This is a genomic window from Caballeronia temeraria, from assembly GCF_001544795.2.
GTDB lineage: Bacteria > Pseudomonadota > Gammaproteobacteria > Burkholderiales > Burkholderiaceae > Caballeronia > Caballeronia temeraria.
Window position 1 is genome coordinate 61,254 of the sequence record NZ_FCOI02000027.1, and the last position, 24,969, is coordinate 86,222.

The 24,969-nt window shown below is 63.3% G+C and carries 23 protein-coding genes and 1 riboswitch; of the genes, 20 read left to right on the forward strand and 3 right to left on the reverse strand.

The features are described from left to right. The first annotated feature begins 7 nt into the window (after positions 1–7). Both AWB76_RS29210 and ugpQ read left to right on the forward strand, forming a co-directional pair. Entirely contained in the window at positions 8–1,093 is a 1,086-nt protein-coding gene (locus tag AWB76_RS29210) for a sn-glycerol-3-phosphate import ATP-binding protein UgpC (protein ID WP_061163591.1), read from the forward strand. A 13-nt stretch (positions 1,094–1,106) separates the two neighbouring features. Next, entirely contained in the window at positions 1,107–1,862 is a 756-nt protein-coding gene (gene ugpQ, locus AWB76_RS29215; RefSeq protein ID WP_061163592.1) for a glycerophosphodiester phosphodiesterase, read from the forward strand. An 18-nt stretch (positions 1,863–1,880) separates the two neighbouring features. On the opposite strand, the gene AWB76_RS29220 is transcribed toward ugpQ, so the two are convergent. Both AWB76_RS29220 and AWB76_RS29225 read right to left on the reverse strand, forming a co-directional pair. Then, positions 1,881–2,258 carry an ElaB/YgaM/YqjD family protein gene (locus tag AWB76_RS29220; protein ID WP_061163593.1) on the reverse strand — a complete coding sequence of 126 codons (378 nt, stop codon included), beginning with the start codon at positions 2,256–2,258 and terminating at the stop codon, positions 1,881–1,883. A gap of 293 nt (positions 2,259–2,551) precedes the next feature. Continuing rightward, positions 2,552–3,277 carry an OmpW/AlkL family protein gene (locus AWB76_RS29225; RefSeq protein WP_061163594.1) on the reverse strand — a complete coding sequence of 242 codons (726 nt, stop codon included), beginning with the start codon at positions 3,275–3,277 and terminating at the stop codon, positions 2,552–2,554. Between the two features lie 206 nt (positions 3,278–3,483). Here AWB76_RS29225 and AWB76_RS29230 point away from each other — a divergent pair, with 206 nt between their 5' ends. The 3 genes from AWB76_RS29230 (at position 3,484) to AWB76_RS29240 (ending at position 10,769) form a co-directional block, all read left to right on the forward strand. Further along, on the forward strand, positions 3,484–4,191 hold the full coding sequence (locus tag AWB76_RS29230; RefSeq protein ID WP_061163595.1) for a transposase: 708 nt from the start codon (positions 3,484–3,486) through the stop codon (positions 4,189–4,191). A 330-nt stretch (positions 4,192–4,521) separates the two neighbouring features. Continuing rightward, entirely contained in the window at positions 4,522–9,225 is a 4,704-nt protein-coding gene (locus tag AWB76_RS29235) for a glutamate synthase-related protein (protein WP_061163596.1), read from the forward strand. Between the two features lie 77 nt (positions 9,226–9,302). Then, positions 9,303–10,769 (forward strand): glutamate synthase subunit beta, encoded by a 1,467-nt coding sequence (locus AWB76_RS29240; RefSeq protein WP_061163597.1) that lies wholly within the window; start codon positions 9,303–9,305, stop codon positions 10,767–10,769. Positions 10,770–10,838: 69 nt separating this feature from the next. Here AWB76_RS29240 and AWB76_RS29245 read toward each other — a convergent pair whose 3' ends face one another. Further along, positions 10,839–12,581 carry an ABC transporter ATP-binding protein/permease gene (locus tag AWB76_RS29245; RefSeq protein ID WP_061163598.1) on the reverse strand — a complete coding sequence of 581 codons (1,743 nt, stop codon included), beginning with the start codon at positions 12,579–12,581 and terminating at the stop codon, positions 10,839–10,841. Between the two features lie 231 nt (positions 12,582–12,812). Beyond that, a riboswitch (TPP riboswitch) is annotated at positions 12,813–12,937 on the forward strand. Between the two features lie 187 nt (positions 12,938–13,124). Between AWB76_RS29245 and AWB76_RS29250 the strand changes: the two genes are divergently transcribed. The 15 genes from AWB76_RS29250 (at position 13,125) to hisG (ending at position 24,928) form a co-directional block, all read left to right on the forward strand. Continuing rightward, positions 13,125–14,273, forward strand: a complete 1,149-nt coding sequence (locus AWB76_RS29250) for an FAD-dependent oxidoreductase (RefSeq protein ID WP_061163599.1) — start codon at positions 13,125–13,127, stop codon at positions 14,271–14,273. A gap of 16 nt (positions 14,274–14,289) precedes the next feature. After that, complete coding sequence (gene thiS / locus AWB76_RS29255) at positions 14,290–14,487, forward strand: sulfur carrier protein ThiS (protein ID WP_008344107.1); 198 nt, start codon at positions 14,290–14,292, stop codon at positions 14,485–14,487. Positions 14,488–14,510: 23 nt separating this feature from the next. Further along, positions 14,511–15,317: a thiazole synthase gene (locus AWB76_RS29260; RefSeq protein ID WP_061163600.1), complete on the forward strand. Its 807-nt coding sequence runs from the start codon at positions 14,511–14,513 to the stop codon at positions 15,315–15,317. After that, positions 15,314–16,387, forward strand: coding sequence for a thiamine phosphate synthase (thiE, locus tag AWB76_RS39495; RefSeq protein WP_074171431.1), 1,074 nt, complete (start codon positions 15,314–15,316; stop codon positions 16,385–16,387). The genes AWB76_RS29260 and thiE overlap by 4 nt, the downstream gene beginning before the upstream one ends. Before the next feature lie 98 nt (positions 16,388–16,485). Next, a complete protein-coding gene (locus AWB76_RS29270) occupies positions 16,486–17,301 on the forward strand; it encodes an ABC transporter ATP-binding protein (protein WP_061163601.1) in 816 nt (271 codons plus the stop codon). Further along, positions 17,298–18,065: a lipid asymmetry maintenance ABC transporter permease subunit MlaE gene (mlaE, locus tag AWB76_RS29275; RefSeq protein WP_061163602.1), complete on the forward strand. Its 768-nt coding sequence runs from the start codon at positions 17,298–17,300 to the stop codon at positions 18,063–18,065. Before AWB76_RS29270 ends, mlaE begins: the two co-directional genes overlap by 4 nt. Before the next feature lie 93 nt (positions 18,066–18,158). Next, positions 18,159–18,737 (forward strand): outer membrane lipid asymmetry maintenance protein MlaD, encoded by a 579-nt coding sequence (mlaD, locus tag AWB76_RS29280; RefSeq protein WP_061163603.1) that lies wholly within the window; start codon positions 18,159–18,161, stop codon positions 18,735–18,737. An 11-nt stretch (positions 18,738–18,748) separates the two neighbouring features. Next, positions 18,749–19,642, forward strand: coding sequence for an MlaA family lipoprotein (locus tag AWB76_RS29285; RefSeq protein WP_061163604.1), 894 nt, complete (start codon positions 18,749–18,751; stop codon positions 19,640–19,642). A gap of 124 nt (positions 19,643–19,766) precedes the next feature. Next, the gene (locus AWB76_RS29290; protein ID WP_061163605.1) at positions 19,767–20,396 is read left to right on the forward strand and encodes an MlaC/ttg2D family ABC transporter substrate-binding protein; all 630 of its coding nucleotides are present in this window, start codon (positions 19,767–19,769) and stop codon (positions 20,394–20,396) included. After that, positions 20,393–20,680 (forward strand): STAS domain-containing protein, encoded by a 288-nt coding sequence (locus AWB76_RS29295; protein ID WP_082864557.1) that lies wholly within the window; start codon positions 20,393–20,395, stop codon positions 20,678–20,680. The genes AWB76_RS29290 and AWB76_RS29295 overlap by 4 nt, the downstream gene beginning before the upstream one ends. 200 nt (positions 20,681–20,880) lie before the next feature. After that, complete coding sequence (locus AWB76_RS29300; RefSeq protein WP_061163631.1) at positions 20,881–21,807, forward strand: ABC transporter ATP-binding protein; 927 nt, start codon at positions 20,881–20,883, stop codon at positions 21,805–21,807. After that, positions 21,804–22,559 carry an ABC transporter permease gene (locus AWB76_RS29305; RefSeq protein WP_061163607.1) on the forward strand — a complete coding sequence of 252 codons (756 nt, stop codon included), beginning with the start codon at positions 21,804–21,806 and terminating at the stop codon, positions 22,557–22,559. The genes AWB76_RS29300 and AWB76_RS29305 overlap by 4 nt, the downstream gene beginning before the upstream one ends. A gap of 20 nt (positions 22,560–22,579) precedes the next feature. Continuing rightward, positions 22,580–22,819, forward strand: coding sequence for a BolA family protein (locus AWB76_RS29310; protein WP_061149493.1), 240 nt, complete (start codon positions 22,580–22,582; stop codon positions 22,817–22,819). Between the two features lie 148 nt (positions 22,820–22,967). Further along, positions 22,968–24,239, forward strand: a complete 1,272-nt coding sequence (gene murA, locus AWB76_RS29315) for a UDP-N-acetylglucosamine 1-carboxyvinyltransferase (RefSeq protein ID WP_061163632.1) — start codon at positions 22,968–22,970, stop codon at positions 24,237–24,239. Further along, positions 24,236–24,928, forward strand: coding sequence for an ATP phosphoribosyltransferase (gene hisG, locus AWB76_RS29320; RefSeq protein WP_061163608.1), 693 nt, complete (start codon positions 24,236–24,238; stop codon positions 24,926–24,928). The genes murA and hisG overlap by 4 nt, the downstream gene beginning before the upstream one ends. Positions 24,929–24,969 lie beyond the last annotated feature (41 nt).

Genomic DNA, 24,969 nt, shown 5'->3' on the forward strand with positions numbered 1-24,969 from the left:
TTGATCGATGGCCGCATTGAATCTCAAAAGCGTCAAGAAAACATACGACGGTTCGAACTACGTGCTGCACGGCATCGATGTGGCGATCGAGGACGGCGAATTCGTCGTGATGGTCGGACCTTCAGGCTGCGGGAAGTCGACGCTGCTGCGCATGGTCGCGGGACTCGAAAGCGTGTCCGAAGGCGCGATCGAAATCGGCGGCAAGGTCGTGAACAAGCTGGAGCCGAAGGATCGCGATATTGCGATGGTTTTTCAGAACTACGCACTTTATCCGCACATGAGCGTCGCGCAGAATATGGCGTATGCGCTGAAGATTGGCGGCGCGGACAAGAAGACCATCGAGTCGCGCGTGGCGAATGCCGCGCGTATTCTCGAACTCGAGCATCTTCTTGCACGCAAGCCGCGCGAGTTGTCGGGCGGTCAGCGGCAACGTGTTGCAATGGGCCGTGCCATCGTGCGCGAACCTGCGGTGTTTTTGTTCGACGAACCGTTGTCGAATCTGGATGCGAAGCTTCGCGTGCAAATGCGCCTTGAAATTCAGCGTCTGCATGCGCGTCTCGCCACCACGAGCCTGTACGTCACGCACGATCAGATCGAAGCCATGACACTGGCGCAGCGCGTCATCGTGATGAACAAGGGCCACGCCGAGCAGATCGGCGCGCCGACCGAAGTGTACGAGCGTCCGGCCACCGTGTTCGTGGCGAGCTTTATCGGTTCGCCGGCCATGAATCTGCTCGAAGGCCGTCTGTCCGAAGACGGATCGACCTTCGAAGTAGCGGGCGGCGGCCCGAACCTGCCGGTCGCGGGCGCGAGCGGTGTGACGAGCGCCATGCACGGGCGCGAATGGATCATTGGCATTCGTCCGGAGCATTTGACGCCCGGCAACGAGAACGCGCCGAGCGCGACGCTCGAAGTCGATTCGGCTGAACTGCTGGGCGCGGACAATCTCGCGCATGGCAAGTGGGGCAAGCATGACGTGGCGGCGCGGTTGCCGCATGAGCATCGTCCGCAGCGTGGCGAGCGGCTCGACGTATCGTTGCCGGCGCGGCATCTGCATTTTTTCGATCCGGCAACGGGACTGCGCGCGAACTAATGGAGGCGTTGCGATGAGAACCTGGCCTTATCCCGCGATCGTTGCGCATCGTGGCGGCGGCAAGCTCGCGCCGGAGAACACGCTCGAAGCCATCGACACAGGCGCGCGTTTCGGCCACAAGATGATCGAGTTCGACGCGAAGCTTTCCGCCGACGACATCGTATTCCTGCTGCACGACGACGCGGTGGATCGAACGTCGAACGGGCGCGGCGCGGCGAAAGCCATGACCTACGCGCAGCTGCGTTCGCTCGATGCGGGCAGTTGGTTCAGCGCGGAGTTCGCGAACGCGCACATGCCGACACTCGCGCAAGTGCATCAGCGATGCATGAAACATGAACTCGCGGCGAACATCGAGATCAAGCCGAGTCAGGGCCGCGACGTGGAAACAGGCGTGCTTGTCGCGCGCGAGGCGGCGCATTTGTGGGCGGATGCTGAGGTCGCGCCGCTGTTGTCATCGTTTTCCTATGCGGCGCTGGAAGCCGCGCGTGATGTCGCGCCGGATCTTCCGCGAGGCATGCTGTACGAGCGCGTGCCTGCGAACTGGCGCGAGCAGACTGCGGCGCTGTCGTGCGTTTCGCTGCACGCGAGCCATCGCGCGCTCAATCAGCCGCTCGTCACGCAAATCAAGGAGGCGGGCTTGCGCATCCTCGCCTACACGGTGAACGATCCGGACCGCGCGCGCTTGCTTGCGCAATGGGGCGTCGATGCGATCTGTACGGATCGCATCGACATCATTGGCGCGGATTTTCTGGCGGTGTCGCCGGATTGAAACGTCAGCGTTGAAGCGTCAGCGCGCGCGAGCGAGCAGCACGCCCGCAACGAGCGCCAGCCCGCCGACGAGCGCAATCGTCTGCCAGGGCTTTTCGTGGAGGTAAGCGTCGGCGTCTTCGAGCGCGGCGCCCGCGCGTTGGCGCAGCACGGCGTGGGTATCGTTCAGACGCGCGCGGGCGTTGTCGAGGCGCTCGCTGATCTGCGCGCGCAGCGCGGCTGCATCGGCTGATGTGCCTTCGGCCAGCGTGCTTTCGAGTTCGCTCAGAAGAGTGCGGAGTTCGGAGCCGATATCCTCGGCCGCTTCACGACCATGCCGTGCCATGCGGCGCGCGCGGCGGCTCGTCGTGCTCCAGGAATCTCCGATGGCGTCTCGCGTATTAGGCAATGCGTTCATAGATCGCTCCGTCGATGGATGAGTCGTGGATGGCCCGCATCGATAGCGGGGAAACTTATCATGCAGCAAATTCGATGCCGGTGCTGCGACTTTGCGCAATGTCTCGGGAAGCGTAACCGCGCCACATTTAATGCACGCGGTGACGCGTAAGAAGTGCAAGCAGTTTCGTCTCGCAGAGGTCACATTTACAAGCGCGATGCAAAAGATAACGCCGGCATCAAATCATGCCGGCGTTATCTTTCTTTCTGCGATCACGCTTAAATCGTAGTTACATGCTTATGAGCAGTTCGACTTCAGAAGCGATAGCCTACGCGCAGATATGTGACGATCGGATTCAGCGTGATTTTTGCCTGCGATTGAACATTGAGCGTGCCGACCGGCGTTTGAGCTTGCGTGTTCAACTTCGCCGTGGCCTTCAACGGAATGAACGAGACAGAGAAACCCGCGAACCAATGCTCTGTGAAATTGTAAGTCGCGCCGACATTAAACACGGGCGCCCACGAACTATCCGTGTCGACCGTGGTCGGACCATGCAGGACCGAGCCTTCGAATTGCTGGTTCGTGATCTGTGCATCGGTGAACCAGGTGCGCGTCACGCCCAGGCCCACGAACGGACGGAACTTCGCCGTAGGCGCATTGAAGAAGTATTTGAAGAGCAGCGTCGGGCTCCATTGCTTCGCGCTGCCGAGCTTGCCGTATTGGGAGAAGGTGCCGGTGCCTTCGAGATCGAACGTGGGGGGAATGCCCATTTCGAGTTCGGCGGCAATATGATCGGTGGCGAAGTAGCCTACTGTGAAACCGGCGGTGTCAGCGCTCGAGATGCCTGCGCCCGTGCCGGGAACATCGATATTGACCGGAGATCCGCCTACACTTGTTTCTTTGAGCGGACCGCTGCTGTCTTGCGGGGCGAAGTGAAACCAGCCTCCAGTGACATAGATGGATCCGGCCGATTGCGCATGTGCCGCAGTGGACATACACGCTAATGCCGCGATCCCCGTGATGACTTGTTTTATTTTCAATTTGTGCTCCTCCGAAAAAGCACGCTCATTATGAACACAACATTTCACATTAACCATAGCGGTGCCGTAGAGCATTCTCCCTAGGGCAAAGAGCGGCTTTGGGGCCTCGTTGCACGGCAATTGCATGTGTTTTGTCCACGCTGCCGCAACGGCTCCGAAAGGCCCCCGAACGGGGTAACACAAACGCGACCAACGGAATATCCAGAATGGCACGGCTTGCACGACTCTACGTTCCCGAACAGCCGCAGCATGTCATCCTGCGTGGTCTCGACCAGCAACCTGCCTTCGTCGACGACCAGGACTACGAGCTCTTCATCGACTGCTTGAGGACTGCTTCACGTGATCACCACCTCTCCATTCACGCCTATGCGCTGATGCCGCAAGCGGTGCATCTGCTCGTCACGCCGCGCGACGAAGCCAGCTTGCCCAAAGCGATGCAAGCCGTAGGACGTCGTTACGTAGCGCACTTCAATCGGCGTTACACGCGACGCGGCACGCTCTGGGAAGGCCGCTATCGTGCCACCGTGATCGAGGGCGAACGTTACTTTTTGCTCGCCACGCGCGTCGTCGAAATGGCGCCCGTGCGTGCACAACTCGTCGCGGCTCCGCAAGACTACAAGTGGTCGAGCTTTCGTCATCACATCGGACTTGCGCTCGACGGCCTCATCACCGACCATCCGCTTTTCTGGTCGCTCGGCAACACGCCTTTTGAACGCCAGCACGCGTACAAGGAACTGTGCGAACAACCACTCGACGAGCGCGAGGCCAATCGTCTCTTGCAAGCGACACTCAAAGGCTGGGTGCTGGGCAGCGATGCCTATCGCGAATGGGCATCTCATGCGGCCAACCGCCGGGTGTCGCCGCTGCCGCGCGGCCGTCCGCGAAAGATTCGCGAAACTCCACAGCCTCAATAACGGCGTGCCAAAGCGTTCCTGAAGCGTGAAATGAAACGGCGTCTCGAAATTTTCGGGGTACGCCGTTTCTTTTTCACCGCTATTGATGCGGCCCCAATATATTGGGGCGTGTTTGCACCATATCGATAATTGGTGTCATATCATCAAGTTTTATTTGCCACCGCTTTGATTCGTCGCGTATATTTCGATTTCCGGCGAATGCCGCGGTGCAGCGTGCCGCGCACGACCGTGCTTCGTGACACATGAAGTTGAAAAAAGTCGTCGCAAGCGACAAGAAAATGGTTCAACGGCCGAGTCGAATCGGCCCCTCACAGTAGAGACGGTGTCCCCATGAACGATCATCAGCAGCCGGCAGCCGGTTCGCTTCCCGCCGCGCAGGGCATGTACGACCCTGCGAACGAACACGACGCGTGCGGCGTCGGCTTCGTCGCCCATATCAAGGGAAAAAAGAGCCACGAGATCATTCAGCAGGGTCTCAAGATTCTTGAGAATCTGGACCACCGCGGCGCGGTGGGCGCCGATCCGCTGATGGGCGACGGCGCCGGCATCCTGATCCAGGTGCCGGACGGCTTCTATCGCGAGGAAATGGCCAAGCAGGGCGTGACGTTGCCGCCGGCTGGCGAGTACGGCGTCGGCATGATCTTCCTGCCGAAAGAGCACGCTTCGCGTCTCGCGTGCGAGCAGGAGCTGGAGCGCACGGTCAAGGCCGAAGGTCAGGTCGTGCTCGGCTGGCGCGACGTGCCGGTGGATTCCGCCATGCCCATTTCGCCGACCGTGAAGGCGAGCGAGCCGCTGATCCGCCAGATTTTCATCGGCCGCGGCAAGGACATCGTCGTGACGGACGCGCTCGAGCGCAAGCTGTACATCATCCGCAAGACGGCGAGCCATCGCATCCAGGCGCTCAAGCTCAAGCACGGCAAGGAATATTTCGTGCCGTCGATGTCGTCGCGCACGGTCGTCTACAAGGGTCTGCTGCTCGCCGGTCAGGTCGGCGTGTATTACCGCGACCTGCAGGACGAGCGCGTCGTGTCGGCGCTCGCGCTCGTACACCAGCGCTTCTCGACGAACACGTTCCCGGCGTGGGAACTCGCGCACCCGTATCGCATGATCGCGCATAACGGTGAAATCAACACCGTGAAGGGCAACGTCAACTGGCTGAACGCGCGCACCGGCGCGATCGCTTCGTACGTGCTCGGCGACGATCTGCCGAAGCTCTGGCCGCTGATCTATCCGGGCCAGTCGGACACGGCGTCGTTCGACAACTGTCTCGAACTGCTCGTCATGGCCGGTTATCCGCTCGTCCACGCGATGATGATGATGATCCCGGAAGCCTGGGAACAGCACACGCTGATGGACGACAACCGCCGCGCGTTCTACGAGTACCACGCCGCGATGATGGAGCCGTGGGACGGCCCCGCCGCGATCGCGTTCACGGACGGCCGCCAGATCGGCGCGACGCTCGACCGTAACGGTCTGCGTCCGGCGCGCTATCTCGTCACCGACGACGATCTCGTGATCCTCGCGTCGGAATCCGGCGTGCTGCCGATTCCCGAGTCGAAGATCGTCAAGAAGTGGCGTCTGCAGCCGGGCAAGATGTTCCTGATCGACATGGAGCAGGGCCGCATCATCGAGGACAAGGAGCTGAAGGACAACCTGTCCAACGCGAAGCCGTACAAGAGCTGGATCGACGCCGTGCGCATCAAGCTCGATGAAATCGAGCCGAAGGCGGACGACGTCGAGACGCAGCGCCGCGAAGCCGCCGCGCTGCTGGACCGCCAGCAGGCGTTCGGCTACACGCAGGAAGACCTCAAGTTCCTGATGGCGCCGATGGCGCAATCGGGCGAAGAGGCCGTCGGCTCGATGGGCAACGACTCGCCGCTCGCGGTCATGTCCAACAAGAACAAGACGCTCTACAACTACTTCAAGCAGTTGTTCGCGCAAGTGACGAACCCGCCGATCGACCCGATCCGCGAGAACCTCGTCATGTCGCTCAACTCGTTCATCGGTCCGAAGCCGAATCTGCTCGACACGACCAACATCAACCCGACGATGCGCCTCGAAGTGTCGCAGCCCGTGCTCGACTTCAAGGACATCGCGAAGATCCGCGCGATCGACAAGTACACCGGCGGCAAGTTCAGCTCGTACGAACTGAACATCTGCTATCCGGCGGCGTGGGGCAAGGAAGGCATCGAGGCACGCATCGCGTCGCTGTGCGCGGAAGCCGTGGATGCCGTGCGCTCCGGTTACAACATCCTGATCGTGTCGGACCGCAAGATGGACCGCGATAACGTCGCGATCCCGGCGCTGCTCGCCACGTCGGCGATCCACTCGCATCTCGTCGCGCACGGTCTGCGCACGAGCACGGGTCTCGTCGTGGAGACGGGCTCGGCGCGCGAGACGCACCACTTCGCGCTGCTCGCGGGCTACGGCGCGGAAGCCGTGCACCCGTACCTCGCGCTGGAAACGCTCGCCAACATGGCCGATGGCTTCAAGGGCGATCTCTCGGCGGACAAGGTCATCTACAACTTCACGAAGGCGGTCGGCAAGGGGCTGCTGAAGGTCATGTCGAAGATGGGCATTTCGACGTACATGTCCTACACCGGCGCGCAGATTTTCGAAGGCGTGGGCCTGTCGACGGAACTCGTCGAGAAGTACTTCAAGGGCACGGCGACGAAGGTCGGCGGCATCGGCATCTTCGAAGTGGCGGAAGAAGCGATTCGCCTGCATCGCGAAGCATTCGGCGACAACCCGGTTCTTGCGACCATGCTCGACGCGGGCGGCGAGTACGCGTACCGCGTGCGCGGCGAAGAGCACATGTGGACGCCGGATGCGATCGCCAAGCTGCAACACTCGGCGCGCAGCAATTCGTATCAGACGTACAAGGAATACGCGCACATCATCAACGACCAGACGAAGCGTCACATGACGTTCCGCGGTCTGTTCGAATTCAAGGTGTCGCCGTCGAAGGCCATTGCGCTCGATGAAGTCGAATCGGCGAAGGACATCGTCAAGCGCTTCGCCACCGGCGCAATGTCACTCGGCTCGATCAGCACGGAAGCGCACGCCACGCTCGCCGTCGCGATGAACCGCATCGGCGGCAAGTCGAACACCGGCGAAGGCGGCGAGGACGAAACGCGTTATCGCAACGAATTGCGCGGCATTCCGATCAAGAACGGCGACACGCTGCAATCGATCATCGGCAAGGAAGTCGTCACCGACATCCCGCTGAAGGACGGCGATTCGCTGCGCTCGAAGATCAAGCAGGTCGCGTCGGGCCGTTTCGGCGTGACGGCGGAATATCTGTCGTCGGCGGATCAGATCCAGATCAAGATGGCGCAGGGCGCGAAGCCGGGCGAAGGCGGTCAGCTGCCGGGCCACAAGGTGTCCGATTACATCGGCAAGCTGCGTTATTCGGTGCCGGGCGTCGGCCTGATTTCGCCGCCGCCGCACCACGACATCTATTCGATCGAAGATCTCGCGCAGCTCATTCACGATCTGAAGAACGTGAATTCGTCGTCGAGCATTTCGGTGAAGCTGGTGTCGGAAGTCGGTGTCGGCACGGTCGCGGCGGGTGTCGCGAAGGCGAAGGCGGATCACGTCGTGATCGCGGGTCATGACGGCGGCACGGGCGCGTCGCCCTTGTCGTCGCTCAAGCACGCGGGCACGCCGTGGGAACTCGGCCTCGCCGAAACGCAGCAGACGCTGGTGCTGAACCGTCTGCGCGGCCGTATCCGCGTGCAGGCGGACGGTCAGATGAAGACCGGCCGCGATGTCGTGATCGGCGCGCTGCTCGGTGCGGACGAATTCGGCTTCGCGACGGCGCCGCTCGTCGTCGAAGGCTGCATCATGATGCGCAAGTGCCATCTGAACACGTGCCCGGTCGGCGTCGCGACGCAAGATCCGGTGCTGCGCGCGAAGTTCTCCGGCCAGCCGGAACACGTCGTCAACTTCTTCTTCTTCGTCGCGGAAGAAGTGCGCGAAATCATGGCGCAGTTCGGCATCCGCAAGTTCGATGATCTGATCGGCCGCGTCGATCTGCTCGACATGAAGAAGGGCATCGAGCACTGGAAGGCGAAGGGTCTCGACTTCTCGCGCATCTTCTATCAGGTGCCGGTGGGCGAAGACGTCGCGCGCAAGCATGTCGACGTGCAGGATCACGGTCTCGACAAGGCGCTCGATCATGTGCTGATCGAGAAGTCGAAAGCGGCGATCGAGAAGGGCGAGCATGTGTCGTTCATTCAGCCGGTGCGCAACGTGAACCGCACGGTCGGCGCGATGCTGTCCGGCCTCATCGCGAAGAAGCACGGTCATGATGGCCTCCCCGACGACTCGATCCACATCCAGTTGAAGGGCACGGCGGGCCAGAGCTTCGGCGCGTTCCTCGCGAAGGGCGTGACGCTGGATCTCGTCGGCGACGGCAACGACTACGTCGGCAAGGGCCTGTCGGGCGGGCGCATCATCATTCGCCCGACCAACGACTTCCGCGGCAAGTCCGAGGAAAACATCATCTGCGGCAACACGGTGATGTACGGCGCGATCGAAGGCGAATCGTACTTCCGCGGCGTCGCGGGCGAGCGCTTCTGCGTGCGTAACTCTGGCGCGACGGCGGTCGTCGAAGGCACGGGCGATCACGGCTGCGAATACATGACGGGCGGCACGGTGGTCGTGCTCGGCGAGACGGGCCGCAACTTCGCGGCGGGCATGTCGGGCGGCATCGCGTTCGTGTACGACCCGGAAGGCGCGTTCGCGGGCAAGTGCAACAAGTCGATGGTTGCGCTCGATCCTGTGTTGCAGCAAGCCGAACAGGAGCGCACGGTGGACCGCGCGCTGTGGCATGCCGGCAAGACCGACGAAGCACTGCTCAAGGGCCTGATCGAACGTCACTTCCAGTTCACCGGCTCGCCGCGCGCGAAGTCGCTGCTCGAAAACTGGGATTCGGCTCGCCGTCAGTTCGTGAAGGTGTTCCCGACCGAGTACAAGCGCGCGCTCACCGAGCTCGGCGCGAAGAAGGGCAAGGAAGCGGTCGCGGCTTAAGCGGTTTGTAAATATAGAAGGCCTTCCCGATGCGAGTGCATCGGGAAGCAGGTCCCTCACTGTACATAGAGAAAGAAATGGGCAAGGCAACCGGTTTTCTCGAGTTCGAACGCCGCCACGAGGCGTACGAAGCACCGCTGACCCGCGTCAAGCATTACAAGGAATTCGTCGCTGCACTGACCGATGAAGACGCGAAGGTTCAAGGCGCGCGCTGCATGGATTGCGGCATCCCGTTCTGCAACAACGGCTGCCCGGTCAACAACGTCATCCCGGACTTCAACGATCTCGTGTTCCAGCAAGACTGGAAGAGCGCGATCAACGTGCTGCATTCGACCAACAACTTTCCGGAGTTCACGGGCCGCATCTGCCCGGCGCCGTGCGAAGCGGCGTGCACGCTCGGCATCAACGACGATCCGGTCGGCATCAAGTCGATCGAGCACGCGATCATCGACAAGGCTTTCACGGAAGGCTGGGTCGTGCCGCAGCCGCCGAAGCACAAGACGGGCAAGAAAGTGGCCGTCGTCGGTTCGGGTCCGGCTGGGCTGGCCGCCGCGCAGCAACTCGGGCGCGCGGGCCATGAAGTCGTCGTGTTCGAGAAGAACGATCGCATCGGCGGTCTGCTGCGTTACGGCATCCCCGACTTCAAGCTGGAGAAGTGGCTGATCGACCGCCGCATGCGCCAGATGGAAGCGGAAGGCGTGTCGTTCCGCACGAACGTGTTCATCGGCCGCGATGCGCTGCCGGAATACATCGCGAATACGGCGAAGGAAACCATCACGCCGGACGAACTGAAGGAACAGTTCGACGCGGTCGTGATCGCGGGCGGTTCGGAAACGCCGCGCGATCTGCCGGTGCCGGGGCGCGAGCTCGAAGGCATCTACTACGCGATGGAATTCCTGCCGCAGCAGAACAAGGTCAACGCGGGCGACAAGCTCACGGACCAGCTGCTCGCGAAGGGCAAGCATGTCGTCGTGATCGGCGGTGGCGATACGGGTTCGGATTGCGTGGGCACGTCGAATCGACATGGCGCGAAGGGCGTGACGCAGTTCGAACTGCTCGCGCAGCCGCCCGAGGAAGAGAACAAGCCGCTCGTGTGGCCGTACTGGCCGATCAAGCTGCGCACGTCGTCGTCGCATGAGGAAGGCTGCGAGCGCGACTGGTCGGTCGCGACGAAGCGCTTCGAAGGCAAGAACGGCAAGGTCGAGAAGCTGATCGCGGTGCGCGTCGAGTGGAAGGGCGGCAAGATGCAGGAAGTGCCGAATTCCGAGTTCGAGATGAAGGCCGATCTCGTGCTGCTCGCGATGGGCTTCACGCAGCCGGTTTCGCCGGTGCTGGATGCGTTCGGCGTCGAGAAGGATGCGCGTGGCAACGTGCGCGCCGCGACCGAGGGCGACAAGGCGTATTACACGTCGGTGGACAAGGTGTTCACGGCGGGCGATATGCGTCGCGGTCAGTCGCTGGTCGTCTGGGCGATTCGTGAAGGACGTCAGTGCGCGAGGTCGGTGGATGCGTATCTGATGGGCAGCAGCGAGTTGCCGCGGTAAGTGGAGTTCGACGCTTCACGTAAGAAGGCCACGCGATTGCGTGGCCTTTTTGCTTTGGGATTGCGCGGCTCAAACCTCCGCCATCGCCCTCTCGATCTCGATCTTGTAATCATGGAACATCGCCACCGACTCGCGATGCGCCACACTCAATATCGCCGCCTTCGGCAGCCGTTCGACGAGCGTGTTGTAGATATGCAGCTCGTTCTCCGCATCGAGCGCGCTCGTGGCTTCGTCGAGGAACACGAAGTCCGGCTTGTGCAGCAGCACGCGCGCGGCGGCGAGCCGCTGTTGCTCACCCGGCGACAGGCTCCGCGCCCAATGCGCGCTTTCGTCCAGCCGGTCCGCATACGCTTCGAGATTGCACAGACGCAGCACTTCGCGCGATTCTTCATCGCCGAACGTGCCGCCCGCCGACGGATACGACAGCGCCGCGCGCAACGTCCCGATCGGCAGATAGCTCATCTGCGGGATGAACATCATCTTCGCGTCGACGGGCGCATCGATCGTGCCGTCGCCGAACGGCCACAAGCCCGCGAGCGCGCGCATCAAGGTGCTCTTGCCCGACCCCGAAGGACCGACGACCAGCCACCGCGATCCCGGCTCGATCGACACATTCGCCACACGCGAAAGCGGCGTGCCGTTGGGCAGCGCGAGCACGAGTCCGTTCGTCGTGAGCGACGGCGTGCTCGTGTAATGCAGGTTGATGCCGCCATGTTCCGTCGCCGGCGACGTTTCCTCGCGGATATGCGTCGAGCGCATCACGCGCTTGAATTCGCGCAGACGATTGACGGTGGCGCGCCATTCGACCAACGTCGAATAACTGTTGATGAACCAGGAAAACGAATCGCTGACCGTGCCGAACGCCGATGAAATCTGCATCAGCACGCCGAACGAAAACGCGCCCGCGAAGTAACGCGGCGCGGCGACCATGATCGGAAAGATGATCGCGATCTGTCCGTAGAAGGAAAGCACGAAGGTCATGCGCTTCGTGTACTTCATGATCAGCCACCAGTTGTCGCGGATGCGCTGGAAGATGGTCTTCGCATTCGCCGTTTCGGTGGAGATGCCGTCGTAGAAAGCGATCTGCTCGGCGTTCTCGCGCACGCGGATCAGGCCGAAACGGAAATCCGCTTCCACCTTCTGCTGCTGATAATTGATCGACACGAGCGGATGCCCGACCTTCTGGATGATCAGCGAGCCGAGAATCGCGTAGAGCGCGGCGGCCCACACCATGTAGCCCGGAATCGTGATCGGCGTGCCGCCGAGCGAGAAGGTCAGCGCGCCCGCGATGGTCCAGAGAATCGTGATGAAGGTGACGAGCGTGACGAGCGTCGAAAGCAGGTCGAGCGACAGCGAAAGCGTGGTGGTGGCGAAGGACTGGAGATCGTCGGAAATACGCTGGTCGGGGTTGTCGGCGAGACGGTCGCGCTCGATGCGGTAGAACGCCTTGTCGCCGAGCCATTGCTCCAGGAACCGGTTGGTGAGCCATTGGCGCCAGCGGAACGCGAGCATCTGCCGCAGATACCGCCCGTACACCGCGAGCAGGATGTACGCGAACGCGAGGCCGGTGAAGATCAGCAGCAGATGCGGAAAGTCCCTGACGTTCTTGTTCTGCAGCGCGTTGTAGAAGTCGGCGTTCCAGCTGTTGAGCCGGACGTTGATCCAGACGACCGTCATGTTGATCGCGATGATCGCGACGAGCAGACCCCACGCGATGCCGCGCTCCTCCGACACCCAGTAGGGCTTGATGAGGCTCCACGCCGAGACTTCGTCGGCCTTCTGCTGTGTGCTTTCGGTGCGAGTGTTGGTCATGAGCTTCCTGCTGTTGCGCCTCGTGGCGCCCGATTGTCACGTCCGCGGCCGGGCTGCGCGCGGTGTTTTCGGGCTCCGCAAATTGTTCCGGGGTTCGCTTAACGCTCGCTTAATTTCGCGCGATCGTTCGGCGAACCATGTTCGCGGCATTGTGCCAGAGTGCCGCCTCGTACGATAAAAGGCGGGCAATCCCGGTTTGCAGCGCATTCGCCTTTCATGTTTTAATGATCCTCGACGAAACAGGGGTGCTTCGCGTGCATCGGCGGCCGGAATGGCCGGCAGCGCGGCGAGGCTGAGAGAGACCCTTTGCACCCGATCCGGGTAATACCGGCGAGGGAAGTTTCCGGAGAACGCGCGAGCCTCGCGCCATTCCTCCAGTCTCTTCCAGTCCTTTCTTTGCGCCCGGCGCGGTCCATTTCCCCGCCGAGCCGGTCTCTCCGCTGATTTCGTCCTCGTGATGTGGCGTCGCGCCAGCACGGTCGAGATCGCGTGTCTCGTCTCCTTCGTGCAGCGCAGCGTCGCGCATATGGAGACATCGAATTGATGAACAGAATCGATCAGGGCGCCGCGCGCCGGCCGGATTTCGCCGTCGTCGGCGGCGGGCTCGTCGGACGGCTCGTCGCGTGGCAGCTCGCGGGCGCGGGCCACGACGTCGCGCTCTACGAGCGCGGCGACGCTGCAGGCACGCAATCGGCCGCGTGGGTCGCCGCCGCCATGCTCGCGCCGCTCGCCGAGGCGGCGAGCGCGGAGCCGCTCGTCGTCGGGCTCGGGGCGGCTTCGCTCGAACGCTGGCCGAGCCTCATCGCGCAATTGCCCGAGGCGGTCTTCTTCCAGCGCAACGGCACGCTCGTCGTCTGGCATGGCGCCGATCGCGCCGAAGCGCCGCTTTTCGAGCGCCGTCTGAAGGCCAATTCGCCCGCGGGTCTGCTCGACGGCGGCTTCGTCAAGCTTGCGGGCGCGCAGATCGCGCACGCCGAACCGGCGCTCGGCACGCGCTTCGCGCAGGGCTGGCTGCTGCCGAACGAAGGTCAGCTGGATAACCGTCAGGCGCTGCGCGCGCTCGCAGCCGGGCTCGCCGAGCGCGGTGTGCGCACGTACTGGAACACCGCCGTCGATGCGATGCCCGACGCGCGCTGGATCGTCGATTGCCGCGGTCTCGGCGGCAAGCCCGCGTGGCCCGCGCTGCGCGGCATCCGCGGCGAGGTCGCGCGCGTGCATGCGCCGGGCATCGGACTCACGCGGCCCGTGCGGCTGCTGCATCCGCGCTATCCGCTCTACATCGCGCCGAAGGAACACGATCTGTACGTGATCGGCGCGACGGAAGTGGAGGGCGAGGACATGTCGCCGGTCAGCGTGCGTTCCGCGCTCGAGCTGCTGAGCGCAGCGTTCGCCGTGCATCCGGGCTTCGGCGAGGCGCGCATTCTCGAGCTGAACGCGCATTGCCGGCCGACGTTGCCGGATCATCGGCCGGCCATCGTCTGGGACGGGGCGCGGACCTTGCGCGTGAACGGTTTGTATCGGCACGGCTTCATGATCGCGCCGGAAGTCGCGGATGCCGCGTGCCGTCTCGCAAACGCGCTCGTGTCCGGCGACATCGCCGATGCCGACGCCTTCTCCGATTTCCGCGACGCCGCGCGCTGGCCGGAACTGCTGCACGGCGAGTTCTCGGCCGCGCCCGCGCTATCTCATTGAGCAAGTGACCCGAGCCATGAACATCCACATCAATCAGCGCGTTTTCGACCTGCCCGATGCCACCACCGTCACCGACGCGCTCGCCGCGTTCGGCGCGAAACCGCCGTTCGCGGTCGCGCTGAACGGCCAGTTCGTCGCGCGCGGCGAGCACGCCACGAAAACGCTCGCCGCCGGCGACAAGCTCGACGTCGTGTCGCCCGTCGCGGGCGGCTGAATTCCGAACCGAAGGATCGAACCATGACCATCTCCACCGCCGACGTTCTCACGCTCTACGGCGAGACGTTTCCGAGCCGCGTGCTGCTCGGCACGTCGCGTTATCCGTCGCTGCAATCGCTTTCCGACTCCATCGACGCCGCGCGTCCGGGCATGGTGACCGTCGCGCTGCGCCGCCAGTCGGAGACCGGCGAGGCCGGCTTTTTCGACGTATTGAAGCGCCACGGCGTTGCGCTCCTGCCGAACACGGCGGGCTGTCAGAGCGTCGATGAAGTGCTGACGACGGCGCATATGGCGCGCGAAGTCTTCGAAACGCCGTGGATCAAGCTGGAGTTGATCGGCGACGACTACACGCTGCAGCCCGATCCGATCGGCCTCGTCGAAGCGGCGGGGAAACTCATCCGCGATGGCTTCAAGGTGCTGCCGTACTGCACGGAGGATCTGGTCATCGGCCGGCGTCTGCTCGATGCAGGCTGCGAGGCGCTGATGCCGTGGGGCGCGCCGATCGGCACCGGCCGTGGCGTGACCAATCCGTACGGGCTGCGCACCTTGCGGGAGCGCCTGCCGGATGTGCCGCTGATCGTCGATGCCGGTCTGGGCGTGCCGTCGCATGCGTGTCAGGTGATGGAGTGGGGCTTCGACGGCGTGCTGCTCAACACGGCGGTTTCGCAGGCAACCTTCCCGCCGCAGATGGCGCGCGCCTTTGCGCTCGGCGTCGAAGCCGGGCGCACCGCGTTCCTCGCCGGTCCGATGGCCGAGCGAGACAGCGCGCAGGCGAGCACGCCGGTCGTCGGCATGCCGTTCTGGCATCAGGACGGAGGTGCCGCGTGAGCTTGCTGAATCGCGAAGTTTTCTGGCCGCCGGCGGACGAACTCGTCGAAGTCGCCGAGCGCATTCGCGCGCGTCTGGGCGAATGGCCGGCGGCTGAGACGCGCTGGCGCATCTGTCTGACCGCGCCGGAAGCACCGAAAGCGAATGACATCGTCGTATTCACCGAGGCGCCCGATGTGGCCGTGAACGGCGGCGGGGCAATCCTGGAAGCGCACGGCAACCGCGTCACGCTGCGTCGTGGCGATGAGCGTTTCGCGCTGGAAGGCGTTTTGTCGGACGATTGGCTGGCCGCGCTCGCCGCTTTCCTCGACTGCAACTTCGAGCCGCACGACGCCCTTACGCTCGCGCTCGCCTGGCGCGCGGGCGATGAGAACAAGGACGACGCATGGCCCGTCGATTTCGCGACCTTTCCGCGCGTCGCCGATTTGCCGGCCGCGCCCGAGCGCGCTTTTCCGGCGTGCCCCGATCGGCTCGGTCTCTATCCGGTGTTGCCGAGCGCCGACTGGGTCGAGCGCGTTCTCGAGCTGGGCGTGCGCACGACGCAACTGCGTCGCAAATCGACCGACAGCGCGGACTTGCAGCGCGAAATCGCCCGTTCTGTCGAAGCGGGCCGCCGGCATGATGCGCAGCTTTTCATCAATGATCACTGGCGCGAGGCGATCGCGGCGGGCGCGTATGGCGTGCATTTAGGTCAGGAGGACGTGCAGACCGCCGATCTGAACGCGATCGCGAAAGCCGGCGTGCGGCTCGGTCTTTCGACGCACGGCTATTACGAGATGTTGCGCGCGCTGCATTTCAGGCCGAGCTATCTTGCGCTGGGCGCCGTCTTCCCGACGACGACGAAAGTCATGCCGACCAAGCCGCAGGGCCTCGCGCGGCTGACGCGCTACGTGCAGCTGCTGTCGGGCCGCGTGCCGCTCGTCGCGATCGGCGGGATCGACGCGAAAGTGATGCCCGATGTGCTCGCGACGGGCGTCGGCAGCGCGGCGGTCGTGCGCGCGGTCACAGAAGCGCCGGACACGGCGGCAGCGATCTCGTCACTGCAAAAAATGTTTGCCGGTCAGCGGTGAATATTCCCAAAAGCAAGGAGGAGCACGCCTAGGCAAAGCACCGATTGCGCGCAGGCCCTATAATTCGGCCTCTTGCGTCAACGGAATCCTCTTACCCAGTGCCTGCTTCCTCCGAGACTCTGCTGGAGCTACGCGACGTCGATTTCGGCTACGGCGACCGGCTCATTCTGTCGAACCTGAACATGCGTTTCACGCGTGGTCAGGTGGTCGCGGTCATGGGTGGCTCAGGCTGCGGCAAGACCACGACTTTGCGTCTGATCGGCGGCCTCGTGAAGGCGAGCCGCGGCAAGGTCCTGTTCGGCGACCAGGACATCGGCGCACAGACACGCGAAGGCCTGTACGCGCTGCGCCGCAGAATGGGCATGCTGTTTCAGTTCGGCGCGCTGTTCACGGACCAGACCGTGTTCGAGAACGTGGCGTTCCCGCTGCGCGAACATACGGACCTGCCGGAAGCGCTGATCCGCGACCTCGTGCTGATGAAGCTGAACGCGGTCGGGCTGCGCGGCGCGCGCGATCTGGCGCCGTCGGAGATTTCGGGCGGCATGGCGCGCCGCGTCGCGCTCGCCCGCGCCATCGCGCTCGATCCCCAATTGATGATGTACGACGAGCCCTTCGCCGGTCTCGATCCCATCTCGCTCGGCATCACGGCGCAGCTCATCCGCACGATCAACGACGCGCTCGGCGCAACCTCCATTCTCGTTACGCACGATGTGCCGGAGTCCTTCGCGATTGCGGACTACGTGTATTTCATCGCGAACGGCGGAATTCACGCCGAAGGCACGCCGGCGGAGTTGCGCGCATCGCAGGATCCGACGGTGCGCCAGTTCATCGACGGCACGCCGGACGGACCTTTCAAGTTTCACTACGCGAGCACGCCGCTCGCGGCGGATTTCGGCATCGGAGGGCAGGCATGATCAGCGCGCTCGGACGCTGGGTGCTCGACGGTTTCGGCACCGCAGGCTACGCAACGCGCATGTTCCTGCGCCTCGTGGTCGAATTTTTCCCGCTGTTGCGCCGCCCGCGCCTCGTCACGAAACAGATCCACTTCGTCGGCAATTATTCGCTCGTCATCATCGCGGTGTCGGGCTTGTTCGTCGGTTTCGTGCTCGGCTTGCAGGGCTACTACACGTTGAGCCGCTATGGTTCGGAGCAGGCGCTCGGCCTTCTGGTCGCGCTGTCGCTCGTGCGCGAACTCGGGCCGGTCGTCACGGCGCTGCTGTTCGCCGGGCGTGCGGGGACGTCGCTCACCGCCGAAATCGGTTTGATGAAAGCCGGCGAGCAGCTCACGGCGATGGAAATGATGGCGGTCGACCCGCTCAGAGTGGTCGTCGCGCCGCGCATGTGGGCGGGCATCGTCGCCATGCCGGTGCTGGCGGCCATTTTCAGCGCGGTCGGCATTATCGGCGGCTATGTCGTCGGCGTGATGCTGATCGGCGTCGATCCGGGCGCGTTCTGGTCGCAGATGCAAGGCGGCGTGGATGTATGGCGCGATGTCGGCAACGGCGTCATCAAGAGCATCGTGTTCGGCTTCGCGGTGACGTTCATCGCGTTGTTCCAGGGCTACGAGGCGAGACCGACGCCCGAAGGCGTGTCGCGAGCGACGACGAAAACCGTCGTGTACGCGTCTCTCGCCGTGCTCGGGCTCGATTTCCTGCTCACCGCACTGATGTTCAGCTAACGAACCAAGCGCAGGCGCCGGACAAGGCGCGGGCGTTGTGAAGGGCACAGACCGTCACGCGCCATCTGCGGAAAGATTCTCTTTGGAAAGACGATGAAAAAGACTGCTCTCGACTTTTGGGTCGGCCTCTTCGTGGTGCTCGGTTTCGTGGCGCTGCTCTTTCTCGCGCTGAAGGCGGGCAACATGAGCTCCCTGTCGTTCCAGCAAACCTACGCGGTGAAACTCAAGTTCGACAACATCGGCGGGCTGAAGGCGCGCGCGCCCGTGAAAAGCGCGGGCGTGACGGTCGGGCGCGTGGGCAGCATCGGCTTTGACCCGAATACCTATCAGGCCGTCGTGACGATCGATATCGACAAGCAGTACCAGTTCCCGAAGGACTCTTCCGCGAAGATCCTGACCTCCGGCCTGCTCGGCGAGCAATACATCGGTCTCGAGCCGGGCGGCGACGATCAGATGCTGAAGAGCGGCGACACGATCACGATGACGCAATCGGCCGTGGTGCTCGAAAACCTGATCGGCCAGTTCCTGTACAACAAGGCGGCGGATTCCGGCGCCTCGAAAGCGCCGGCGGCGCCGGCAGCGCCCGCACCCGCACCCGCACCGGCTTTCCCGGGCGCGGCGAGCGCGATGGGCGCATCGGCTGCGGTGGGCGCGTCCGGCGCGGCGCAATAAGGAGAAAGAACATGCAGCGGATGGGGATGCGGCGCGCAATCGTCATGGCGAGCGTGGTTGCGCTCACCGGTTGCGCGACCGTGACGACGCCGACGAAAGGGGATCCCTTCGAGAGCTACAACCGGACGATGTTCACGATCAACGACACGGTCGATCAATACGCGTTGAAGCCGGTGGCGAAGGGTTACGTGTGGGCCGTGCCGGAACCGGTGCGCAACAGCGTGACCAACTTCTTCTCGAATATCGGCGACGTCTACATCGCCGCGAACAATCTGGCGCAGTTGAAGATTGCGGACGGCGTATCGGACATCATGCGCGTCGCGATCAACACGCTGTTCGGCGTCGGTGGTCTGTTCGACGTCGCGACCATCGCGAAGCTGCCGAAGCACTCCGGCGACTTCGGCCTGACGCTCGGCCACTACGGCGTGCCGTCCGGCCCGTTCGTCGTGCTGCCCTTGCTCGGGCCGAGCACAGTGCGGGATTCCGCAGGCCTCGTCGTCGACTATTTGGGCAATCCGCTCACCTACGTACATCCGGATTCGGTGAGCTGGGCGCTCTATGGCGTGAATCTCGTCAACGTGCGCGCGAATCTGCTAGGCGCGACCGACGTGCTTGCCGATGCCGCACTCGATAAATACTCGTTCGTGCGCAATGCGTATCTCCAGCGCCGTCAATATCTGATCTCCGGCGGCGACGGCAACACGCCGGATTATGGTGAAGCGCCGCTGCCAACTTACGACGACGAGGGCGCGGCGGCTCCCGCAGGCGCATCGGCAACGGCCACGCCGGCTTCAGGCACGGCGGCTGCACCCACACCGGCGAGCGGCGCCAGAAATACCGTGCCGGGCAATGAGTACGTTCCGCCGCGTGCACCGGCTGGTTTCCCTTCATTCCGCTTGCGTTGAGCGGGCTGTTGCTAACGCGCGGTAACATATCTAACGACATTTATTACGCTTTGAATGCGATGCCGCCAGAACTCGGTTCGGGCGGCGCGCTCAAAACGAAGCCTCTACTTTTGCAGGGTCTGTGATGAAAAAACTTTTGCTTCTCCCCATTTTTGCGATGTTGCTGGCGTTCGCCGGCACGGCGTCGGCGCAGAGCGTCGATTCGAGCGCGCCCGACGTGATGATCAAGACGGTCACGCAGCAGGTTCTCGACGAAATCAAGTCGGACCCGAAGATTCAGTCGGGCGACATCAACAAGATCACCGAACTCGTCAACCAGAAGATCCTGCCGTACACGGATTTCACGCGCACGACGCGTCTCGTGATGGGCCGCAACTGGAATTCGGCGACGCCTGAGCAGCAGAAGCAGATCGTCGAGCAGTTCAAGATGCTGCTGATCCGCACGTATTCGGGCGCGCTCGCGCAGGTGCGCAACCAGACGGTCCAGTACAAGCCGTTCCGCGCGAATCCGGACGATACCGACGTCGTGGTCCGCTCGGTCGTGATGAACAACGGCTCGCCGGTCGAGCTCGACTATCGCCTGTACAAGACGGCGCAAGGCTGGCGCGTGTACGACATCAACGTGCTCGGCGCGTGGCTGATCCAGGCGTATCAGCAGCAATTCAACGAGCAGATCTCGCAGAACGGCGTCGGCGGTCTGCTGCAATTCCTGACGCAGCGTAACCAGCAACTCGCGAGCGGCAAGGCATCGTGAGCACGCCGGCCACGGGCGGCCGTTTCCAGACGGCCGCGACGCTGACCCACGAGAGCGCGAAGGCCGCGCTCGACGCGGGTCTGTCGCGCATCGCGGCAGGCGCGACCGAAGTCGATTGCGCGCCACTCACGCAGTTCGATTCCTCCGCGCTCGCCGTGCTGCTCGCATGGCAGCGCGCCGCGTCCGCGCGCGGTGCCGCGCTGGGCGTTTTCAACCTTCCTTCCGGGCTCGTCAGTCTTGCGCGAGCCTACGGCGTCGACACGCTCCTCACGTTCCGACATTGATCCTGTCCTGACTCCGCGCAGCACGCGGCGGCCCGCTCGCTGCCGCAAACAGGATCGCTCCGAAGTCGGCTCCAGCAGCTTTGCCCTATAATCAAACGTTTTTTTCGGACCCGTACCCGGCCCTTTTTGTCTGAGTGACGGGCCGTCAGGCGAAAATCCGCACAATCGAGGCGCGGCCGCACGAGGCGCGCGCACTGTCCATGTCAGCCATAGAAATCCGAAACGTCAGGAAGCGCTACAAGGATCTCCAGGCGCTCAAAGGCGTGAGCCTCACGGTGGAAGAGGGCGAGTTCTTCGGCTTGCTCGGTCCCAACGGCGCGGGCAAAACCACGTTGATCAGCATTCTGGCCGGCCTTGCGCGTGCCGATAGCGGCACAATCTCCGTGCGCGGTCATGATGTCGTCAGCGACTTCCGGGCTGCGCGCCGCGCGCTCGGCGTCGTGCCGCAGGAACTGGTGTTCGATCCCTTCTTCACCGTGCGCGAGTCGCTTCGCATCCAGTCGGGCTATTTCGGCTTGCGCAACAACGACGACTGGATCGACGAGGTCATGGCCAATCTCGATCTCACCGAGAAAGCCGACGTCAACACGCGCGCGCTCTCCGGCGGGATGAAGCGCCGCGTGCTCGTGGCGCAGGCGCTCGTGCACCGGCCGCCGGTGATCGTGCTCGACGAGCCCACTGCCGGCGTCGATGTCGAATTGCGCCAGACGCTGTGGAAGTTCATTTCGCGCCTGAATCGCGAAGGCCACACGATCGTGCTGACCACGCACTATCTCGAAGAAGCCGAGTCGCTGTGCCACCGGCTCGCGATGCTTCGTCGCGGCGAGGTCGTCGCGCTCGAGCGCACGAGCACGCTGCTGCAGCGCTTCTCGGGCATGCAACTGTATTTGCGTTTGTCGAACGGCGCACTGCCAGCGGATTTGCGCGCGCTCGAAGTCGATCCGCACGCGGTGTCGGGCGCGCAACATCTGCTTCGCCTCGCGAGCTACGACGACGTCGAGCCGATTCTCGCGAAATGCCGCGCGGCCGGCTGCACGTTCGATGAAATCGAAGTGCGCAAGGCAGATCTGGAAGACGTGTTCGTGCAGGTGATGAACGAACCGGAAGTGGTCGAGGGACTTTCATGAGCGGTTTCCAGACGCTGTTCTACAAGGAGCTGCTGCGCTTCTGGAAGGTCTCGTTTCAGACGGTGCTCGCGCCGGTCGTGACGGCGCTTTTGTATCTGACCATCTTCGGCCATGCGCTGTCGGGGCATGTGCAGGTGTATCCGGGCGTCGGCTACACGAGCTTTCTCGTGCCCGGCCTCGTGATGATGAGCGTGCTGCAAAACGCGTTCGCGAACAGTTCGTCGTCGCTGATCCAGTCGAAGATCACGGGCAATCTCGTGTTCGTGCTGCTGCCGCCCATCGCGCATTGGGAAATGTTCTTCGCGTACGTGCTGGCGTCGGTCGTGCGCGGATTGTGCGTCGGCTTTGGCGTGTTCATCGTGACGATCTGGTTCATCCCGATGTCGTTCGCCGCGCCGTTCTACATCATCGCGTTTGCGATTCTCGGTTCGGGCATTCTCGGCACGCTGGGTCTGATCGCGGGCATCTGGGCCGACAAATTCGACCAACTGGCCGCGTTTCAGAACTTCCTGATCATGCCGCTCACGTTTCTTTCCGGCGTGTTCTACTCGACACATACGCTGCCGCCGCTGTGGCGCGCGGTGTCGCATCTGAACCCGTTCTTCTACATGATCGACGGCTTTCGCTACGGCTTCTTCGGCCTGTCCGACGTCGATCCGCTCGTGAGCCTCGGCATCGTCGGCGGATTTCTGGCCGTGCTGGCGTTGATCGCCGTGCGACTGCTCGCGAGCGGCTACAAGCTGCGTCACTAATTCTCAAGGAGACTTCCACCATGTTGCCCACTCCGGAGCAGGTGAAGGATTACATCGCCAAAGGCCTCGCTTGCCAGCATCTGGAAGTGGAAGGCGACGGCCAGCATTTTTTTGCGACCATCGTGAGCGACGCGTTCGTCGGCAAGCGGCTGATCGCGCGTCATCAACTGGTTTACGCGGCGCTCGGCGAGCGCATGCGCGAGGAGATTCATGCACTCAGCATGAAGACCCTCACCCCCGACGAGTGGAAACCGGCCTGAGTCCACCCGGCGAAGCCAATCAGGTCATACGACTAACCCAAGCAACACCGGCATCACCGGAAAGACAAAGGCAGTAAGAGTGCGATTCATTCAAGACAATCGCGGCGCTGAAAACGGCACCGCTGGAAGCTCGGTCGAAGGACAAGCAATGGATAAACTGGTCATCACGGGAGGCGCGAAGCTCTCCGGCGAAATCACCGTTTCGGGTGCGAAGAACGCGGCTCTGCCGATTCTTTGCGCAAGCCTTCTCACCGCCGACGACGTCCATCTGTCGAACGTCCCGAATCTTCAGGACGTGCGCACGATGGTCAAGCTGCTGCGGCAGATGGGCGTGCAGTCCGAAGTGTCCGGCGACGGGCGCGTGAGCCTGAACGCATCGAAGGTCGACAAACTGGTCGCGCCGTACGAAATGGTCAAGACCATGCGCGCGTCGATTCTCGTGCTCGGTCCGCTCGTCGCGCGTTTCGGCGAAGCGAAGGTGTCGCTGCCCGGCGGCTGCGCGATCGGTGCGCGTCCGGTCGATCAGCACATCAAGGGCCTGCAGGCGATGGGCGCCGAGATCAACATCGAGCACGGCTTCATCGAAGCGCGCGCGAAGCGTCTGAAGGGCGCGCGCATCATCACCGACATGATCACGGTCACCGGCACCGAAAATCTGCTGATGGCGGCGGTGCTGGCCGAAGGCGAGACGGTCATCGAGAACGCGGCGCGCGAGCCGGAAGTGTCGGACCTCGCGCATCTGCTCGTGAAGATGGGCGCGAAGATCGACGGTATCGGCACGGACCGGCTCGTGATTCAAGGCGTGGACAAGCTGCATGGCGCGAAGCACGACGTCGTGCCGGACCGCATCGAAGCGGGCACGTTCCTGTGCGCGGTCGCGGCCGCGGGCGGCGATGTCACGCTGCGTCGCGTGAGCACGCATCTGCTGGACGCCGTGACGGCCAAGCTGCGCGAAGCGGGCGTGAGCATCGAGGAAGGCGACGACTGGATGCGCGTGCGCATGGCGAAGCGCGCCGACGCGGTGAATATCCGCACGTCGGAATATCCAGCGTTCCCGACCGACATGCAGGCGCAGTTCATGGCGCTGAACACGATCGCGAAGGGCACGTCGCAAGTCGTCGAGACGATCTTCGAGAACCGCTTCATGCACGTGCAGGAGCTGAATCGTCTGGGCGCGCACATCACCATCGACGGCAATACGGCGCTCGTCGCCGGCGTCGAGAAGCTGTCGGGCGCGAAGGTCATGGCGACCGATCTGCGCGCGTCGGCGAGTCTCGTAATCGCGGCGATGTGCGCGGACGGCGAGACGCTCATCGACCGCATCTACCATCTGGATCGCGGCTACGACCGCATGGAATCGAAGCTGACGGCCGTCGGCGCGAACGTGCGTCGCATCAAGGGCAGCGGGAGCGAGCAATGAGCTCGCTGCCGCAGACGTCGTCGTCGGTCGAGCCGAGCGCGCCCCTCACGCTCGCGCTCTCGAAAGGGCGTATCTTCGAGGAAACGCTGCCGCTGCTCGCCGCCGCCGGCGTGCAGGTGGCCGAGGACCCGGAAAGCTCGCGCAAGCTCATTCTTCCGACGACGAACCCGAATCTGCGCGTGATCATCGTGCGCGCAACCGATGTGCCCACGTACGTCGAATACGGCGCGGCCGATTTCGGCGTCGCGGGTAAGGACGTGCTGATCGAACACGGCGGCGGCGGTCTGTATCAGCCGATCGATCTGGATATCGCGCGTTGCCGCATGTCGGTCGCGGTGAAGAACGGTTTCGACTACGCGAGCGCCGTGCGTCAGGGCGCGCGTCTGAAGGTCGCGACGAAGTACACGGAAACCGCGCGGCAGCATTTCGCGGCGAAGGGCGTGCACGTCGATCTGATCAAGCTGTACGGCTCGATGGAACTCGCGCCGCTCGTCGGTCTCGCGGATGCGATCGTCGACCTGGTCAGCTCGGGCGGCACGCTGCGGGCGAACAACCTCGTCGAAGTCGAAGAGATCATGCAGATTTCATCGCGCCTCGTCGTGAATCAGGCGGCGCTCAAGCTGAAGCGCGCAGCGCTCAAGCCGTACCTCGACGCCTTCGAGCGCGCGACACTGGCGAAAGGAAATTAGGCGAGCCGCACGCCGCGGCGCGCCATCAGCAAAACGGAAAA